The sequence below is a fragment of the Undibacterium sp. SXout20W genome, from assembly GCF_049340285.1.
GTDB lineage: Bacteria > Pseudomonadota > Gammaproteobacteria > Burkholderiales > Burkholderiaceae_D > Undibacterium.
Genome location: NZ_JBMPPH010000061.1, coordinates 1 through 16,786 on the forward strand (window position 1 = coordinate 1; position 16,786 = coordinate 16,786).

Genomic DNA, 16,786 nt, shown 5'->3' on the forward strand with positions numbered 1-16,786 from the left:
TGGTCTGGTGCGACGCGGGATTGGAAATTGAAGGACGAGGTCTGGCTGAATCCGAAACGAAATCAGGCAGAGGAACTAATGCTAGCAGCATGACTTGACGCGACATCTTTGTTGACAACTACCGACATGAACTTTTGGATAATTTAGCAATTGCTGCTAGGCATTTTGATGAAGATGATGTTCGACTGACTTTAGTGGATGGCGGTACTGTTAAAGGAGCTGAATTGAAATTATCTAAACTTCTTAGAGTGGAAGCTTACGACGGAATTCCTAATCCAGACGACTTGTTTCCCAATATGGCAGAATGGTTGCGCGGACAATTGGAAAGTAAAATGATAGAGCCATGAAAGTTTTAGTAAGACAATTTGGTCTTAGCTTCACTGCCTATTTGGTTTGGATAACTGCATTTATTTCATTTGCAGTTATTGGATATTTTTCTCGAAAGTTCATTCCTGATTTAATTTTGCAAATTGTATTTAAATATTTAACGGTCGTTGTAGCGATTACTTGGATGTTTTCTTACTCTGTTTATACCAAGCTTGTGGATATAACTGACTCTGCTGGACTTGACTACATACAGCATAGAAATCTTGAGGTTGTTGTTAAAAAGAAGGTTAAAAAATTTTGGATTAATGCCGTTATTCTAGGACTCGCTGGCGTTATTTTGAACGTCCCAAATATTTTGCGAGAAGCATCTATTTGCGTTCCATCATTTGTGTATTCTTTGACCTTTATCGCACTTTTATTGTGCGCCTACTTTTTATTCAATTCTTGGGCTGAACTAGAAGAAATCAGGCAATTGAAATCCAAGCTAAAAGAAAATCAACGTCGAGAAGAATTGAGAAAGGAACAACTCACAAATTTGTCTTCGGATTCTTCTTGGGAGAACGATTCAAAGCTTGACGGGTTCCGAAAATAATTTTGTTGTTTGCGCTCTTAAACGTAGATTTATGAACTCAATAATTTGATTCAATCAGACCAAAGCCAGACGATCAGTATCAGTGCTGTCAGTAGCATCATTCATTCCAAATATGGCATAGTCACTTGGTTTAAGAATTCCTGCTGAAATCAATTTTCTACCGATTTTCTAAGTCGAAAAAGCACAACAACAATTCGGCAGTAGATAAATTTATTTCTATAACCTGAAATCTGCATGGACAGCCTGGACACTTGGACAGACTGTTTCTACTTACCCAGCCTCTTGATACATTTTACGAATAAAGTCTGCAATAGGTTGACCGAATTGGTCGGTCAACGGCTGCTTCAAAATTCCGAGCAAAAAATAATCCGTGTAGTTGATCGCTTTGGGATCTTTGCCAGACTGCGCAAGTATCCATAGAGCGACAATTGCCAACATAGTGCGGGTATCCAAATTTTTAGCCTTGCAGCTCTTTGCAATCGCATTTCTGGTAGGACTAGCCACTAATTTATCTAGGTCCATAGGAGAACCGCACCACGCCTCCTGAAATTGGCATTCAACCATATATTGAAGCAGTGTGTGGCATTTTTCAGATACGCCTTTTCCCGACTGATACAGCTTGGCATCTGCTAGCAAACTCGACACTGTTCGCTTACATGCACTCTCGTCTCTTTCGAGCACTTTCCACATCGGCAGTTTATCGGCTCCAGACAGAAAAATTCTCTCTGTGCCGGGCAAAATTTTGTCCACTTCTTCCACAAAAATCCGCAATGGCATAACGTCGGAACTCTTGTAGCGATCCCACTTTCCTCGATCCGTATCCAGACCATTCATGGACAAAAATTTCACGAGCCGTTCAATCACGGTTTGCTGACTCGTTTGCATGACTGCACCAAGCCAAGCGTCCACTTTCAATTTTTTAATCCCTACTAACTTTCCGCCAACCTTGGAGCTTGTCTTCACAATATATGCCTAGTTTTTTTTGATAAATAAATTTCTGAAAAACTATAACAGAGACGCACGTTATAGGAAAACATGCTGACGTAAATTCCGAATAGATTCATTAATATGCTCAACAATGCTTGAGCAAGAATGAGAAATAAAGAGACGCATGTTTTGGCATAACGTGCTGTGTGAATCAAGAAAATAACGGCGCAAAATAACCCTACTTTTTAACGATAAAGGAAAAAAATATGAACACTGAAAACAACGACAAATTTGATTTAGAACTCTGGCTTAGTGCTTTTAAGTTAGTTCAATCTGCAAGGCTCACCGAAGACGAATGGAACGACTATTTTGAAACCGTCAGCGAAGCCGATTTTGAACAGCAAGGCTATTTCAGCGATAACGAAAAAGAAGAATACCCTTGGGCAGAAAGAAAGTTCGTGATCGGCTATTGGAACATGGGTATGTTCAACGAACGACTGGTCAAAGCCTTTACCGAAGAATTGGCAATGGATAGCTTTTTATGCAGTTATCAACCACTAAGTAGCTTACCTCCATATATCGCTCGTCTTGAAAGTCTTGACGAGGTTGAACTACGAATCCGTTCTGGCGACACCAGTCTTCCAGAAGACGGACAAACAGATCGTTTTGAAAATTTCAGCAATAAGTATTACGAAGCAATGTACAACTGATTGAGTAGCAAATTCAGCGATAAAACATAAATCGCTTAACACCGAAGTTTTGTAGCACAAGGAGAAGTACACAACATTTAAACGAAAGGAAATACCATGCAAGAGATTCAAGAAGCGATAAAAAATAAGCAGGTTTTAATGGTTTGTTACAAGGGACTACCAAGAATCATTGAAGCCCATATTGTTGGCGCAAATTTAGCAGGACAAGAATTTGTTCGTGGCTATCAAGTGGGTGGAACAAGTTGTACCGAAGAAGTCGGCTGGAAGCTATTGGACATAAAAAAAATCCAAGCAGTCACTGTGATACATGACCAGCACTTTGCTAAACCACGGCAAGGCTATGTCAAGAGCGACCCAGTAATCACCACCATTTATGCCCAGGTGTAAAACAGCATAGAAAAAATTAGCCCACGATAAGCAGCACTGACAGTGGGTTAGTCGGAAATACCAAGCGGTAAAAAATACATTGATAAAGTTTCCCAAAAATAGAGCGAGCTTGCCGGGAGTAGCGGCAATCCGAAATCACAGGTCACTACCTGAGATTAGGAAAAAAGAAAAAAAGTAGCAGTAAAAACAATCCACTATTTTTAGAAAGAAACATTATGTCAATCAAACAAAAAAAGCATCCAGTAATATCTGCCGTTTCAGGCATTCAAACAATCTTAGACATTGCCGATGCTACTGGCATTGCTTTGGAAAAAAAGCTCACTCAAGACAGCCTTGCACTTTGGGTGAATTTGACTGGCGGTCTATATGAAATTATGGACGGTGAAGCCATGGGCATTATGTTCGCTCTGATTATTGATATTGCCCACAAAGGCTATTCTGTCACTGACCTTAAATCCATTCAGCTCAATCAATCGGGCAACGACTTTTCACTAATAGCGATTCAATTCCAATTATAGCGACGCACCTATGTGTAGAGCCCCGGAAGTCGGGGTTCACGGTGACACAACGGTTCAGGTCTGCGGGTGCAGGCTTTGAAGTTCCACCGTATCCATGGAAAACAAAACTCAAAATTATGGAAAAATCATGAACACAACAGATAGCTTAAATGAAGAATCCTTTGACCCATTTTTTGGTGCTCCAGTCACTGTGGGTGTGGCTGCAAACAAAAATGAAAATACAAAGTCTGATGACAATGGGGGCAGCATTGCAAACGAAATTGCATTACTTCGTGACTTGCAGGAATTCCGCAAAAAATACGCAATTATCAATCGCACAGGGAAAACATATATCTGCTGGGAAGACAAAAATTTGCAAAATCTTGAGTTTCAAAATATTGTAGATTTCCATTATTTTCACGCTCACCTTTACCACTTTATTCCACAAGAAAAAGCAAAATCCGGTAAGGTTCGCGAAGATAAACGAGTACAAGTGACTCAAGCATTTCTTGAAGATAAATTGTCTACTCGTTATGAAGGTATCGTTTTTGATCCCGCAGAAACTTGTGGCAAACAATACTGGAACTTGTGGCGTGGATTTAATGTTCAACCTAAGCAAGGTGATATTTCATTGTTCATGGACTTGATTGCAGCCTTGTGCAATGACGACCAAACTTGCATGACTTACTTATTGAACTACTTGGCACACATGGTGCAAAAACCAGCCGAGTTGCCAGAGGTAGCGATTGTCATGCGCGGCACCCAAGGGATCGGCAAAGGTTCGCTCATGAAAACTATTGGCGGATTTACCGATAATTACAAGCAATTATCCACTTCCAACAGCTTAACGGGTCAATTTAATGGACACTTACTCAATGCGTTCATTAACTTTGCAGATGAAGCGGTGTGGGGTGGCGACAAATCCGCCGAAGGACGATTAAAAGCCATGATCACTGAGGGTACGAATTCGATTAATGACAAAGGAAGACAAGAGATTCAAGTCAAAAACTTTTCTCGTATTTTTGTAGCGTCCAACGAAGAATGGTGTGTGCCTGTTGGGGAAGAAGACCGCCGTTTTTTTGTTGTTGACGGTAGCCCTCGCTATAAAGGAAAAACCAAGCCAGGTGAATTCTTTTCTCAATATAATGAGTGGATTAAAAACGGAGGTCGTGAAGCAGTTTTCCATGCACTTAAAACTCGTGATATTTCTAGCTTTGCACCACGAGATTTTCCTAATACCAAAGCGCGAATGAATTTAATGATTCGTAGCTTGCCTTTGCCAGAGCGATTTATTTACGAAGTCTTGAATGGTTCAGCCTTGGTAGAGAATAAAACGATTGTGAAGGCTCCTGATGGTAGTCAAAGCCGTTGTTATCGTAATGCCTTCTTTGCCGATTGCTTAGAGTGGTGCAAGAGCCTTGGATTTCGTTTTATGCCTAGTGCTGATGAAATGGGAAAGGCTATGAGTAAAGTGTTTGCCTTTGAGCAGGATAATCCTAACTGGCGATCTAACTGGAAGAGTAAAACACAGGGCTATTTTTATCAGTTACCAAGCCGAACTGAATGTATGAAGCGATTCGCTCACAACCTTTGTAAGGCTGAACCAGCGATGGTGTTCTTTGACTTTGAAGACGAGAGTGAATTGAAATCTAGCGATGACAATTCAAATGTTGTGAATTTTCAGAAGCAAGCATAATCTGTTTGACCTGCATTGAACGAAGAGCCGCGAGGCTCTTTTTTCATTTGTGGACGATTCATTTGCGATTACTCAAAAGCGCAGAACCTTACAAGCTAATGCCAGTAACACTATTGTTGGGAAACCTATACTGGCATTAGCTTTCAGGCGAGTAGAACCGTTAGAGTCAACAAGCATGAGGATTTGTATTAAAAAGATAGGTTCTGCGCAAATGGTTGAAATTGGTGTCGGTAAAAAGCGCTTTAGCCTTTCTACTCCTTTTTCTTTATATGAATTATTTAGAGTAGAACCGCAGAACATATGGGAAGAGCCACACCCAGTATAGCTATCCCGGTTCTATGCGCTGATTTGAAAGTGCAGAGACGAGTAGAACCGAATTTATGCGTAGCTCCATTTTTCAAATGTGGAATCCAAATTTTCCTCAGACAGTTCATCAATTTCAAATCCATAAACCTCTAATCCTAGATATCTTGCCCAACGACCAGCTTGCTTAAATTCCTTGCGCTTTCTATTTATTGCTGCAACTTTTAAAAAATGGCTAAGGATATGAGATTGGTAATGACCGGCACGATATTTTGCCATTTCATAAGCATTCTTCAAATTGTCGAATGCTTCTGGATATTCATTTTTTTTGAAATAATTCTGTCCTTTTATCCAATGAGGCATCCAAGGTAGATAGCTATCAATTCCTTTTTCTTTTAGCCAAAGCAAGAACGATTCAAGTTCATTTTCTGTAACGCCTACATTGGCCATTAGTTTTGAACTTCTGCTCAAGGCTTTGCGGACTAACTCTGGTGTGGAATTTGTGAGCGAATATTCCATAGCTACCACAGATAAAGTCCACCTTCCAAATTCCCGACGTAGCAGATTTACGAATTCTGAATCAGTTAGCTTTTCATAACGATCATCGCGTGATAAGTTATCTAATATTTTTAGAAGATGACGACCTCGGTCGGCCAAATAGACAACGAATTGATTGGTTGCATCAAACCATACTTTATCAATTGCTTGCTGACTTAACTCTTTTTTCGTGAGATAGGAATTCATATATTTTTCGTGTTGTAAAAACTCATCTGAAACATCATCAGACGATTTTCTATAATGCTCACAAAACTCAATTAATTCTGAAAGGTCATAGTTTTCTTTTGCGATTTTAAATGCGCAGGTACTAGCTCTTGCAATGGTGAGAGCGATACAAAAGCTATTCCTTAATTCGTCGTCTATTCCTACTTTAACAGAGGAGTGTTTGACATTATTGAAATGGGAAATCGAAGAATTGAAGTTCCACAATAGTGCAGATAACGAAGGAAGACTTTCACCTTTTATCCAATTAAGAGCATTTTCCAAATTTCTCTCCTGCTGTTCGTGGTCAGCAGAATTAGTTCTGTCAGGATAGTGAAAATCTTTTGGCGATACACTGCATTCGTGATAAATCCAACTCATTACTTTTTCTATTGGGTATATGATTTTACCGTCTTCGAAAGACGGTAAAAACCACAATCCTTCTGGAAGAGTGAGATTTACTGCACTCACATTGAATCGAAAAAAATGTTTCTTAATTGAAAAATTAAATCGCTTAATCCCATATTCCAGTAGGAACCATTTCATGGTGCCTTTTTTGTCTAAGAAACTGGTATCGTCTTTTAGGGTTGCTTGATAGACTTCCAGAATGTCGATTAAAACTTCGCCAATCATTAAATTTGTCCTAGGATCACGGATATGCCCAGCAATTAAATTTGCGAGTTTTTTAATCAACTCTTTACTTTTTTCATTTATATCGCACTCTTCATTAGCTAGTCGAGACAATGCTGTCTGAAGTGATTTTTTTTCAGTTTCGTCAATTTCATTCTCTAGTCCGCGCTTGCGGGCGAGTACACCAAAGGCGTCATAGATGAATTTGATTAAGTCGCCTAATGTTGGAAATCCGATAGTCGTATTCATTTAATTTTTAATTCAAAATATTGCCCCGGAATTTTAGCCGGGGCGATTCATTATTTTTTATTCGGGTTCATTTGCGCGCCACGATTGCCATTTGATTTTGCATTCGTAGAATTGTTTCCTGTTGTTCCGCGATTTGGGTTTAAGGCATTTGAACGTTGGTTGTTAGGTGTTTGAGTAGGTTTTGTCATTTTCAGTTCCAAGTGGGTTAGAAGAAACAGAATCTTATTGGGTAGCGTTTTTTTTTACAAAGGAAAATTGGCGACGTATTTTTTTGCGCGCCTTTTCGTCAAACACTGTCCCCCTAATTAATCAGTCCAAAGACAAACGATTAGAATCAAAGTCAGCAGAATCATTATCCACTCCAAATAATGCATAGTCCCTAGGCTCAAGCATTCCTGCATTAATCAATTCCTTGCCTAGCTTTTTCAAGTCGTTCTCAGCCAGCTTAATCACGTAAGCACCTGCCAATATTTTTCTTCTGGTATCGCGTTTTCGTTCCTCCATCGCTTCGCGATTTCTCGTCTGCTGAATACGGGCTTCAAGCTCAGCTCTTTGCTGAAGTAGTTTGTCTAAATTCGGTTTGCTCATTTTTTTATCTCTCCTGTTTTTATTGTTTGAGCGTTGACATTTCAAATTCACGCTGTAGTACATGAATAACAAACAAAAAAGAAACGTCAAGAGCAAAACAGCGAAATGCGCACTTATACGTCGTTACTCGACGTGTGCTCAAAGCTGAAAGCAAAAACGTTCAGGAGAATGAATATGGCTATTTACCACTTGAGTGTAAAACTCATTACCCGAACCAATGGAAGAAGTTCTATAGCCGCAGCCGCTTATCGTGCGGGAGAAAAAATCCACGATAACCGCACTGGTCAAACTTTTGATTACACCCGTAAAAAAGAAGTGTCTTACCGCCGTATCTTCACACCACCCAATGCACCGCAATGGATGAAAGACCGTGAACAGCTTTGGAATGCTGTAGAACAGTCCGAAACCAGAAAGGATGCACAGGTGGCCCGCGAGATAGAAGTTGCCTTACCGATTGAATTAAGCACTTCACAGCACATTATTTTGCTTGTGCGATTTGTGCATACCCAGCTCACAAGCAAGGGCATGATTGCCGACGTGGTCATTCATAACAAGAAAAATAACCCCCACGCCCACATTCTTTTAACCACTCGCGAAATCAATATCACTTGTGACGGCTTCGGAAAGAAAAATCGTGACTGGAATAGTAAAGAACAACTTGAGGAATGGCGTGAACAATGGGCAAAGCACTGCAACAGAAGATTATCGATTGCAACAAGTAAAAATCGTATTGACCATCGCAGTTTACAAGATCAAGGACTGGACCAAATCCCGACTGTGCATGTCGGTCCAAATTGTCATGCGATGGACAAACGAGGTATTACATCAAAACGAAAGGAACTCAACACACTAATCAAGGAGAAAAATATGAGTAACGAAAAAAGTAAACAATTAATCGCTTCATTGAAATTGGAAGGTGAGACTAGCCCAATTCAGCAGGAAATTGTTCAGGCAAAAAAATCCAAGAATTTATTCTTAAATCCAACCGACACAAAGAACAATAAAAAATATCGTGACGCGATTTTTGCCAGAACCTACATTCCGATTTTGTTGGAGATATTTGCCAGTGATTGCAAAGGCGTGGACGAAATCGAAACAGAAATCGGCACATGCTTTCAAATCAATCTCAATGGAGGTGGCAAAATTTATGACTATGGTAGTCAAATCAAAATAGCGAGTGGCACGGACGAAGAAATCAAGGTCGCTATCAAGTTAGCGATAGAAAAGGGATGGCAAGGGTTGCACCTGACTGGCAGTGATGAATTCAGGTCCGAAATTTTTCTCCAAGCAGTTTTATCAGGGGCATTCAGACCAGAACAAATTATAGGCTATAAACCGACTACGCGAGATTTGGAGATCATCAGTGACTACAAACCTGCATTGAAGATTGCCAATGATACCAACATCATTAAAAGCTATGTCGTTGAAAAAACAGATGGTAGCGGCTCTGCTGGCGCGGAAGCAAAGGTGCAAATTCCACGATTGAAAATTTGATTGGTCCAAGTGTCCAGGCAGTCCGAGTGTATTTGCATTCTTCGGGGAAGCAAATATTATTGATTTTATTGTAAAAATACAAATGCCGACTATGTACATGAGTCTTAATTAGGACTAAAATTAGTCTTCATTCATTTGCAATAGAGGCTGGTCATGAAATTCTCAACTCAGGTAAAGCCTATCAGCTACCTCAAGAGTCACGCTGCTGAAATTATCAAAGACATCACGGAAAATCGTGAGCCTATGCTCATTACGCAAAATGGTGAAGCCAAGCTGGTTGTTATGGACGTGAAGAGCTTTGAAGAACAAGAGGAAACGCTCGCATTACTCAAAATTCTGGCACTCGGTAATCGTGAAATTGAACAAGGCAAATTTCGCGACGCTGAAGATGTATTTGCTGAACTGGACAAGGCTGATCACTAATGGGCCTCAGAGTGGTCATACTCGATTCAGCCGAGCAAGATCTGAAAGAACTCAGAGCCTATATTCTCAAGGATTTTTCTGCTGACACTTGGCGCACTACTTACGCCAAGATAAAAGAGGCAATTCGCAATCTGCAAAATTTTCCGCAGACTGGTTGCATTCCAGAAGAAATTGAAAAATTAAACCTTACGCAATACAGGCAGGTTCTATCTGGAATGAATCGAGTAATTTACGAAGTGCGGCAAGACGTTATTTATATCCATATTATTGTCGACGCCCGGCGGGATATGAATGCACTGCTGACACGACGATTGTTGCGGATTTATTAGGTGAACTTGATAGTCATTTATTTACCTACTTTTTATGAGTTTTTTTGCCGAAAATGATTACGGATTTCGGCGTCATGACCTCATTTTTATCGTTCGAACGCTGAGTCTTTTCAGCTTAAAGGATTTTCATGGAAGTTGTTTACTGGGATGGTGGATTAACGCTTGAAGAAGTTGATGCAATTCGAAATTTGGAATTGAAATTTTCTCCATTAAAAAATCCTCCCGGATCAAAGAGTGGCAAATTGCAATCCTCAATGGCAGATCAGCTAAGCCATATTGCAAAGAGCACTGGTGGAGGTATGTTTCCTTGGAAGGGTTATGCAGGATTCCGGTTTGTCGATAAATCTGGTAACGAAGGTGAATACGATCTTGTAATAGTGACTCATAAACTTGTTTTAATTGTCGAATTGAAACATTGGAATCACTCGCCTATCAAAGTGCATGGCGATCATTGGTTTAAAGGGACTCAGGATATGGGTAGGTCCCCAGTTAGCATCACCCAGAAAAAAGTTTACACATTAAAAAATAAACTCAACCAGATATCTCATCTTTTTCCGAACGGAAAAATACCATGGATTGATTTTTGCGTTGTTATGACTGGAGATTCATCTTTAGATAATATTCCGGACGAACAAAGAAAACACGTTATGGCTCTATCAGAGTTCATAAAATTGGCGAATGAAACTGAATTTGATCGAAAATTTAATTGTTCTCGCCGACCGGCAGGATTAAATGAAAATTTTGATGTTTTCGATAAATTAATTAGCGGAATAAATGTCAAGCCCTCAGCATTCGCTATGGCTGGGTATTGCGCTGAAGAAGCTGACAAGATTTTCGATCATCCTCAGGGGGTTTATTCAGAATATGAGGCGAAGAATCAAAATCCTAACCAGTTTCAAAAAGCATTATTGCGAAGGTGGAATTTTGATAAAGTTGGTGACTCAAGCAGTAAAACTCAGGATGGTAGATTTAAGATTGTTACACGTGAGTTAAATGTATTAAGCTATATTCATCACCATGATCTTGCATTGTATAAGCAATGTCTTCGGTCCTTGTCAAATCCAGTCCCTGACGATATGACGAGAGAATATTGCGAGCTTTATGAACTTCCTCCCGGGCATAAGCGATTTAATGAATTTATAGATAGTTTTGTAAGAAAGTATTCGTTCGCACAAAAGCTCGCGTTAGTAAAGTTGCTTATTTGTCAATTTTCTCACCTGCATCAAATAAAGGTCGCCCATAGGGATATCGGTGATCATAGTATTTGGCTTTCACCAGGCAATGCGATTTCATTATCAAATTTGATTTCTGCGTACTATCAGCCAGCAGGCACAATTGGACCTCAACGTGAAATTCTTAGTATTGGGACAATTGGACTACCAGAAGATGATCCAAATGGCGTCTTGGATAAAATGGCAACGCCATTTCACCGAGATGTGTTTTGCATCGGATTACTGGCTTGGCATATTTTTCATCACAAGAGATTGGCTCCAATAAGCATTCAAAGTGCAGTTGCGGAAATAAATGCTAGCAACGAGTGGTACTCTGGGGTGTTGAAGCGTGCTATCTCCGCACAACCTTCAGACCGATTTGATGATGCTTATGAGCTTTTGAATGCTCTAAATTCCACGCAGCCGAACGATGGCGAAGATTTTTCTTTTGACTTAGAAAAACTTAATCCCTTTCGCAAAAATTCGATAAGGGTAACTCAGCTCTATCCAAAAACTAATGATGCTTGGGTTGATACAGATGACAAAGAGATCTATCAATCAAATGATTTGGTCGTGAAAATATGGAACGGCATCAATCTAAGCGACAAAGATCTGGGGATTGCAAGGCATGCACTTCATTTTCTTGAAGGTATTACACGTCTACAAAGCGAGGCTCTGAATTTCGTACCTACAGTAAAAGATTTTGGATTGTCAGTCCGTGAAAGTTCATTATTTATCGTATCAGATTGGATTGATGGAGTTTGTTGGGGAAATTTATACGAAACCGAGGACTCGACAAAATATCTTATTATTGAACATCTTATAAAAAGCACAGAAATTCTACATGAACGTGGTTTATATCATGGGGATTTGCATCCAGGAAATATTATGGTTTCGAGGGAGTTTCTTGAAGAAAATTCTGAATTGGATAATGTTCTTTTTTTCTTGGATTTTCCTGACTTTTCTGCTGATCAAATAGAGCTCAGAAATAACCGATATAGCCCGCTTAATATTGACAGTTCCTCTGGACAAGAAAGAGATAATTTTGCTGTCATGCGACTGTCAATTGAGTTACTTGGCATGGATTGGGATGAGAAGAGAATCACCGATACGGTAGAACTTAGAGATGCGATAGAGAATGAAAAGGATGGAGTTGGGAGTTTCTTGACTCTGAGCAGATTTAAAGACGCATTTGAATCAATCTTACATCCTAAAATTAAGCGTCAACGCGTTTGTATTCGCTTAAAGAGTTTGCTCCAAAAAGATTCGGTTATTTTGATGCCTGATAATGGAAGCCTATATTTAAAGATTGAGAAAAGTCAAAAATTTCCTAAAACAGCGATTATTCAGTTTAATGGCATCGGCGGTGAGCTGAGGGTTTTCTATAACGAGGAACAAAGACGCTTTAATGGAGCGCTACAGCCGCGTGAATTTGGGAAGATAAGTGATTATCAAATTAAAGAGAGTCAATTTGAACTAGATTTTGAGTTGGAAATTAAAGCTGATCGGCTCGATAATTTCTCCGAATTAGAGAATTTTCTGTTTCATCAGGATATTTTTCTGAAAACGTTAGGAGAAATATTAACTGCACCATCGGTCGTAATTGAAGATATTATTTATCCGAATAATACCGAGCAAAGTGAGACTAGCATTGAGATTGTTACTGATAACTCTTCAGAAGAGTTATCAGCATTGCCTGCTAAGCGGACACCACTAAATTTAATATGGCGCGCAATTATCGATACCGAAGTTCAATCTAGGCCCAGTATCGAAGTAGGAGGCCCTGCTAGATACAGCAAGGATCGAAATTATATTGTTATTCCTTATAGCTCAAAAGGGAATATTCTGGAGAATTTTGAAGCTGATTCGAAGATTGAATTAACTTCGGTTGACGGAGACCGAAGTAATAAAGTTGGAGTACTGGAATTAGCGAAGTGCAGTGATTCTGAGTTGTACTTGTTTGCGAGTGGTTCGAATCGCCTGAACAATGTTAAAGCTGGAGCTAAGCTATTTCTTACGACACAAATGGATAAATCTTCATTTGCAAGAAGAAAATCTGCGATCGGCAGGGTTCTGGATGATAGAGCGGTAACGCCTAGATTGCTAAGCTATTTTGACGATACCGATACTTGCGAACCAAAAATTATCGGTGAAGCGCCTACGGAAGATGACTTTAATTTATATGATCGTCGTGACCGCGGTGGAGCAGTAATTAAATTGAATGACGCTCAATGCGAAGCCTTTACTCGACTTATTACAACCGCTCCAGTTTGTTTTTTGCAGGGGCCACCTGGTACCGGTAAAACTGAGTTTATTGCAGCGTTTTGCCACTACATAATTACCAAAACAGATGCACAAAATATTTTATTGGTGAGTCAATCGCATGAGGCGGTCAACACTGCTGCAGAGCGAATCCGAGAGCATTGTGAAAGGCTAGATACTACTCTTGATATAGTTAGATTTAGTAATCGTGACGTTACTGTGTCAGATGAACTTATGGACGTTTATTCAAAATCGATCGTTCGAAATAAGCGTGAACTATTTCAAGCAGAAAAAAGACAACGGATCTTGGCTCTTGGGATTTCACTGGGTGTGAATCAGGAATATTTAAACGCTCTCATTACAGCCGATTTGAAAATTTTCGTATTAGCTCGCCAATTCATTCGATTTGGAAAAGACATCGAAAACGATCAAATTTCAAAAAAAGAAAAGCAAGAATTGAGAGGGTATCAAGATGCAATTTACCTTGAGTTAGATATGAAAATTCAAGCTGAGTATGGTTTGAAAATATCAAAATCTGACGATGTTGCCAGCCTTATTGAAACTATTCGTAGATTGATTTCTCGTAATTATGGAATTGCTCCTCATGAGGCGCGACGTTGTGAGAGCGTGTTGCAAATCGCTAGCGATTTCTACGAGAGACTTTCAAACGAAGGTGTCAACTATGACGAATTTTTAGCTCGTACAAGAACTTTGGTCTGTGGAACATGTGTGGGCGTAGGCCACCAAAATTTAAATATTGCAAACAATCAATATGATTGGGTAATTATTGATGAAGCCGCCCGCTCATCCCCAAGTGAGCTATCCGTTGCCATGCAATCTGGGCGCAGGATATTACTGGTTGGCGATCATTGTCAACTGCCTCCGACATACCAAGATGAACATGTAAAGGCAATAGCACGCCGCCTCGGAGTTTTAGAAAAAAGTCCTGAATATGAAAGATTGATGAGAAGCGATTTCGAACGAGCATTTGAATCTAACTTTGGTAAGGTGGCTGGTGCAACTTTGACCGTGCAATATCGGATGCAGGAGGCGATTGGAAATTTAATTTCCAAAATATTTTACAAAGAAAAATTGAGGAATGGAGAACGTGCCATTCCTAAGTGTTTCGATTTTGTACCTGATACTTTGAAATCTGTCGTTACTTGGTTAGATACAGGGTCTCTTGGTAATCGTGCTCATCATGATGGAATAAAAGGAAATCCAAGTATTTTTAATGTGGCTGAAATCGATCAAATTATCATTCTCTTAAAACGTATTGAAGAGGATGAGAATTTTTGCGTTCAATTAGCAGAGACCGCAAAGAATTTTGAACCTACTATTGGCATAATCTGTATGTATGGGGAACAGAAACGGCTGCTTCGTAAGCGATTCAATGAACAAATTTGGAGGGAAGAATTTAGCAGAATGGTAAAGATTGATACAGTTGATAGTTACCAAGGCAAAGAAAATCGAATTGTCATTGTTTCGTTGACCAGATCTGACTCTGAAAAAAGTACAGGCTTTTTAAGAATACCAAATCGAATAAATGTAGCGCTCTCTAGAGCGATGGACAGGCTCGTTATTGTTGGAGATATTCGTATGTGGAATGGAAAAAATATTGATTTTCCACTTGGGCAAGTAGCTTCATATATTCAGGAAAGGCAGAAAGATTCTCGTTATTCAATCGTACGAGTGAATAAAAATTCTGAAGGGAAAAGTAAATGAATAATAAAGATCCGCTAGTGCCAATTTTTCAGCTTGACCTAAGCGTTCCAATTCAGTCATTTGTTATCGAGTTTTCTGTGATAAAAACAGGCGGATTGCCTTTTGTACCTGAATTTGTTTTACGTTTATTGAATATTTCCAATCTTTCGATTGATGCATTGGCCGGTTTTTTTGGTTTCAACCCCAAAGAAGTGAACCTCGCTATTTCTAGTCTAATTGATAAAGGTGATGTCGAATATTTACGTGATGGACGGGTCTCATTAACGCCTTTATCGAGACAATATTTTGAAGAAAATGGTAAGGAGCCATTATTCAAATCTCTGGGTGATTTCCGTAAACGTTTTACATTTGAACTATTTGATTTTAAGTATTTTGGTGTAGACGAAAAATATTCTGACACTCGAAATTCAGTTCTACTTGATGTCGAGAACGAAAAGCGAGCGAATAGTGTGAGTTATGCTGGGCGAGCGTTTCAGAATTCATTTCGCGAGATTTATCGCAAGGGCGACATTATTAAAGTTGAGGAAGACTCGAAAATCCCAGATCTTTACAAAATTAGCGATATCAGAAAGACTCGTGACTTAACTGCAAGAGTTTCCGTTACGTTTCTAATGAATATTGAATCGGGAGTTATTGAGAGGAAGCTTAATTCTAATTTTCCTTCGTCAGAATCGTTTGAGCGTACATTGACCGAAGTTATTTCTTCTGCAAGCTCAAGAAGTAATTTGAAAGAAATTTCAATTTTGGCGGATTACTTTCGAGATAATGTCACTCTTAAAGCATTAGACGGCAACAATTTGGATATCGCATATTTGCTAACTAAGCAATTTTCCGACAGGGTTCATAAGGATGATGTTGCATCTCGTATTTTTGGTTCCTTGCATCTTTCTGCTAATTGGGCTCATGTTCAAAAAACCTTGGAAAATTGCAAGAAGAGGATAAAAATAGGAAAAAACAGAACCCCACTTAGGTTTGATTGGTTAATTCCGTCTAATCATACTTGGGGACAATGTGAAAATATAAGGCAAAGTTTAGTAAATTTTCTAGATTTTTCAGCAGGCATTACAACTAAAGCAGGTGTGGTTCCCATTGACAGTCGTATATTGTTTCCGTTTGAATCTACCCCTGATGTGAGGGATGTGCGCAAGTGTACAAAAGAATTCAAAGAGGCAGAAAATCTCTTAAATGGTTTTGTTGCGTCGCAAGCGGACGGTTACGTAGAGGCATTATGTTTAGAAAACAATTTTGCTATTGTTATTTATCACCTCGCTTTACCAGATTGGAATGGGAGCGTTGTTCCGTTTGGTTTTGTTACTGAAGATCAGACCATAATTTCGCTAGTTGATAGCTTTATACAGAACACTATCTCCGGCTACACCTCAAGCCTTGAACCAAAGTTTTTTGGCCCTCTAAAAAGTCAAATATCTTTAGAGTAGTCTTTTTCAATATCGAAATTTGAAAAATACGTCCAGTCACGTTGTAAGCTTAATAAATTATGGTGTGGCCAATATGACTGGACTTCACAGTAACCTGAACTTTAGATAATGCCTTTCGGTAGTTGTCAACAAAGATGTCGCGTCAAGTCATGCTGCTAGCATTAGTTCCTCTGCCTGATTTCGTTTCGGATTCAGCCAGACCTCGTCCTTCAATTTCCAATCCCGCGTCGCACCAGACCAG

At 39.5% G+C, this 16,786-nt stretch carries 15 protein-coding genes; 11 read left to right on the forward strand and 4 right to left on the reverse strand.

What is annotated here, in order from left to right; all coding sequences use genetic code 11:
• Positions 1–134: 134 nt before the first annotated feature.
• Together ACO0K1_RS18705 and ACO0K1_RS18710 are read left to right on the forward strand one after the other, a co-directional pair.
• A complete protein-coding gene (locus ACO0K1_RS18705) occupies positions 135–347 on the forward strand; it encodes a hypothetical protein (RefSeq protein ID WP_423028493.1) in 213 nt (70 codons plus the stop codon).
• Complete coding sequence (locus ACO0K1_RS18710) at positions 344–919, forward strand: hypothetical protein (protein WP_423028495.1); 576 nt, start codon at positions 344–346, stop codon at positions 917–919. Before ACO0K1_RS18705 ends, ACO0K1_RS18710 begins: the two co-directional genes overlap by 4 nt.
• 270 nt (positions 920–1,189) lie before the next feature.
• Here the strand turns inward: ACO0K1_RS18710 and ACO0K1_RS18715 are convergent, their stop codons facing one another.
• Positions 1,190–1,882, reverse strand: a complete 693-nt coding sequence (locus ACO0K1_RS18715; protein WP_423028497.1) for a hypothetical protein — start codon at positions 1,880–1,882, stop codon at positions 1,190–1,192.
• A 230-nt stretch (positions 1,883–2,112) separates the two neighbouring features.
• Between ACO0K1_RS18715 and ACO0K1_RS18720 the strand changes: the two genes are divergently transcribed.
• From ACO0K1_RS18720 to ACO0K1_RS18735, 4 genes are all read left to right on the forward strand, one after another.
• Positions 2,113–2,556 carry a hypothetical protein gene (locus ACO0K1_RS18720; protein ID WP_423028499.1) on the forward strand — a complete coding sequence of 148 codons (444 nt, stop codon included), beginning with the start codon at positions 2,113–2,115 and terminating at the stop codon, positions 2,554–2,556.
• Positions 2,557–2,652: 96 nt separating this feature from the next.
• The gene (locus tag ACO0K1_RS18725; protein WP_423028501.1) at positions 2,653–2,943 is read left to right on the forward strand and encodes a hypothetical protein; all 291 of its coding nucleotides are present in this window, start codon (positions 2,653–2,655) and stop codon (positions 2,941–2,943) included.
• 215 nt (positions 2,944–3,158) lie between these two features.
• On the forward strand, positions 3,159–3,461 hold the full coding sequence (locus ACO0K1_RS18730; RefSeq protein ID WP_423028503.1) for a hypothetical protein: 303 nt from the start codon (positions 3,159–3,161) through the stop codon (positions 3,459–3,461).
• A gap of 127 nt (positions 3,462–3,588) precedes the next feature.
• The gene (locus ACO0K1_RS18735) at positions 3,589–5,136 is read left to right on the forward strand and encodes a primase-helicase family protein (protein ID WP_423028505.1); all 1,548 of its coding nucleotides are present in this window, start codon (positions 3,589–3,591) and stop codon (positions 5,134–5,136) included.
• A 378-nt stretch (positions 5,137–5,514) separates the two neighbouring features.
• Here ACO0K1_RS18735 and ACO0K1_RS18740 read toward each other — a convergent pair whose 3' ends face one another.
• The 3 genes from ACO0K1_RS18740 to ACO0K1_RS18750 form a co-directional block, all read right to left on the reverse strand.
• Positions 5,515–7,077, reverse strand: coding sequence for a hypothetical protein (locus tag ACO0K1_RS18740; protein WP_423028507.1), 1,563 nt, complete (start codon positions 7,075–7,077; stop codon positions 5,515–5,517).
• Between the two features lie 50 nt (positions 7,078–7,127).
• Positions 7,128–7,265 carry a hypothetical protein gene (locus tag ACO0K1_RS18745; RefSeq protein WP_423028509.1) on the reverse strand — a complete coding sequence of 46 codons (138 nt, stop codon included), beginning with the start codon at positions 7,263–7,265 and terminating at the stop codon, positions 7,128–7,130.
• 121 nt (positions 7,266–7,386) lie between these two features.
• Positions 7,387–7,665: a hypothetical protein gene (locus ACO0K1_RS18750; RefSeq protein ID WP_423028511.1), complete on the reverse strand. Its 279-nt coding sequence runs from the start codon at positions 7,663–7,665 to the stop codon at positions 7,387–7,389.
• Between the two features lie 105 nt (positions 7,666–7,770).
• Between ACO0K1_RS18750 and mobQ the strand changes: the two genes are divergently transcribed.
• From mobQ to ACO0K1_RS18775, 5 genes are all read left to right on the forward strand, one after another.
• The gene (gene mobQ / locus ACO0K1_RS18755) at positions 7,771–9,159 is read left to right on the forward strand and encodes a MobQ family relaxase (protein ID WP_423028513.1); all 1,389 of its coding nucleotides are present in this window, start codon (positions 7,771–7,773) and stop codon (positions 9,157–9,159) included.
• Between the two features lie 153 nt (positions 9,160–9,312).
• The gene (locus ACO0K1_RS18760; protein ID WP_322239708.1) at positions 9,313–9,582 is read left to right on the forward strand and encodes a type II toxin-antitoxin system Phd/YefM family antitoxin; all 270 of its coding nucleotides are present in this window, start codon (positions 9,313–9,315) and stop codon (positions 9,580–9,582) included.
• Positions 9,582–9,911 carry a type II toxin-antitoxin system RelE/ParE family toxin gene (locus ACO0K1_RS18765; RefSeq protein ID WP_423028515.1) on the forward strand — a complete coding sequence of 110 codons (330 nt, stop codon included), beginning with the start codon at positions 9,582–9,584 and terminating at the stop codon, positions 9,909–9,911. Before ACO0K1_RS18760 ends, ACO0K1_RS18765 begins: the two co-directional genes overlap by 1 nt.
• A gap of 128 nt (positions 9,912–10,039) precedes the next feature.
• Positions 10,040–15,109 (forward strand): AAA domain-containing protein, encoded by a 5,070-nt coding sequence (locus ACO0K1_RS18770; protein ID WP_423028517.1) that lies wholly within the window; start codon positions 10,040–10,042, stop codon positions 15,107–15,109.
• Positions 15,106–16,545 (forward strand): hypothetical protein, encoded by a 1,440-nt coding sequence (locus ACO0K1_RS18775; RefSeq protein ID WP_423028519.1) that lies wholly within the window; start codon positions 15,106–15,108, stop codon positions 16,543–16,545. The genes ACO0K1_RS18770 and ACO0K1_RS18775 overlap by 4 nt, the downstream gene beginning before the upstream one ends.
• Positions 16,546–16,786: the final 241 nt, after the last annotated feature.

Excerpts from the sequence above, each read along its gene's own strand:
- ACO0K1_RS18710 (WP_423028495.1), top strand. The coding sequence starts at position 344 with ATGAAAGTTTTAGTAAGACAATTTGGTCTTAGCTTCACTGCCTATTTG.
- ACO0K1_RS18720 (WP_423028499.1), top strand. The coding sequence starts at position 2,113 with ATGAACACTGAAAACAACGACAAATTTGATTTAGAACTCTGGCTTAGT.
- ACO0K1_RS18725 (WP_423028501.1), top strand. The coding sequence starts at position 2,653 with ATGCAAGAGATTCAAGAAGCGATAAAAAATAAGCAGGTTTTAATGGTT.
- ACO0K1_RS18730 (WP_423028503.1), top strand. The coding sequence starts at position 3,159 with ATGTCAATCAAACAAAAAAAGCATCCAGTAATATCTGCCGTTTCAGGC.
- ACO0K1_RS18735 (WP_423028505.1), top strand. The coding sequence starts at position 3,589 with ATGAACACAACAGATAGCTTAAATGAAGAATCCTTTGACCCATTTTTT.
- ACO0K1_RS18740 (WP_423028507.1), bottom strand. The coding sequence starts at position 7,077 with ATGAATACGACTATCGGATTTCCAACATTAGGCGACTTAATCAAATTC.
- ACO0K1_RS18745 (WP_423028509.1), bottom strand. The coding sequence starts at position 7,265 with ATGACAAAACCTACTCAAACACCTAACAACCAACGTTCAAATGCCTTA.
- ACO0K1_RS18750 (WP_423028511.1), bottom strand. The coding sequence starts at position 7,665 with ATGAGCAAACCGAATTTAGACAAACTACTTCAGCAAAGAGCTGAGCTT.
- mobQ (WP_423028513.1), top strand. The coding sequence starts at position 7,771 with ATGCGCACTTATACGTCGTTACTCGACGTGTGCTCAAAGCTGAAAGCA.
- ACO0K1_RS18760 (WP_322239708.1), top strand. The coding sequence starts at position 9,313 with ATGAAATTCTCAACTCAGGTAAAGCCTATCAGCTACCTCAAGAGTCAC.
- ACO0K1_RS18765 (WP_423028515.1), top strand. The coding sequence starts at position 9,582 with ATGGGCCTCAGAGTGGTCATACTCGATTCAGCCGAGCAAGATCTGAAA.
- ACO0K1_RS18770 (WP_423028517.1), top strand. The coding sequence starts at position 10,040 with ATGGAAGTTGTTTACTGGGATGGTGGATTAACGCTTGAAGAAGTTGAT.
- ACO0K1_RS18775 (WP_423028519.1), top strand. The coding sequence starts at position 15,106 with ATGAATAATAAAGATCCGCTAGTGCCAATTTTTCAGCTTGACCTAAGC.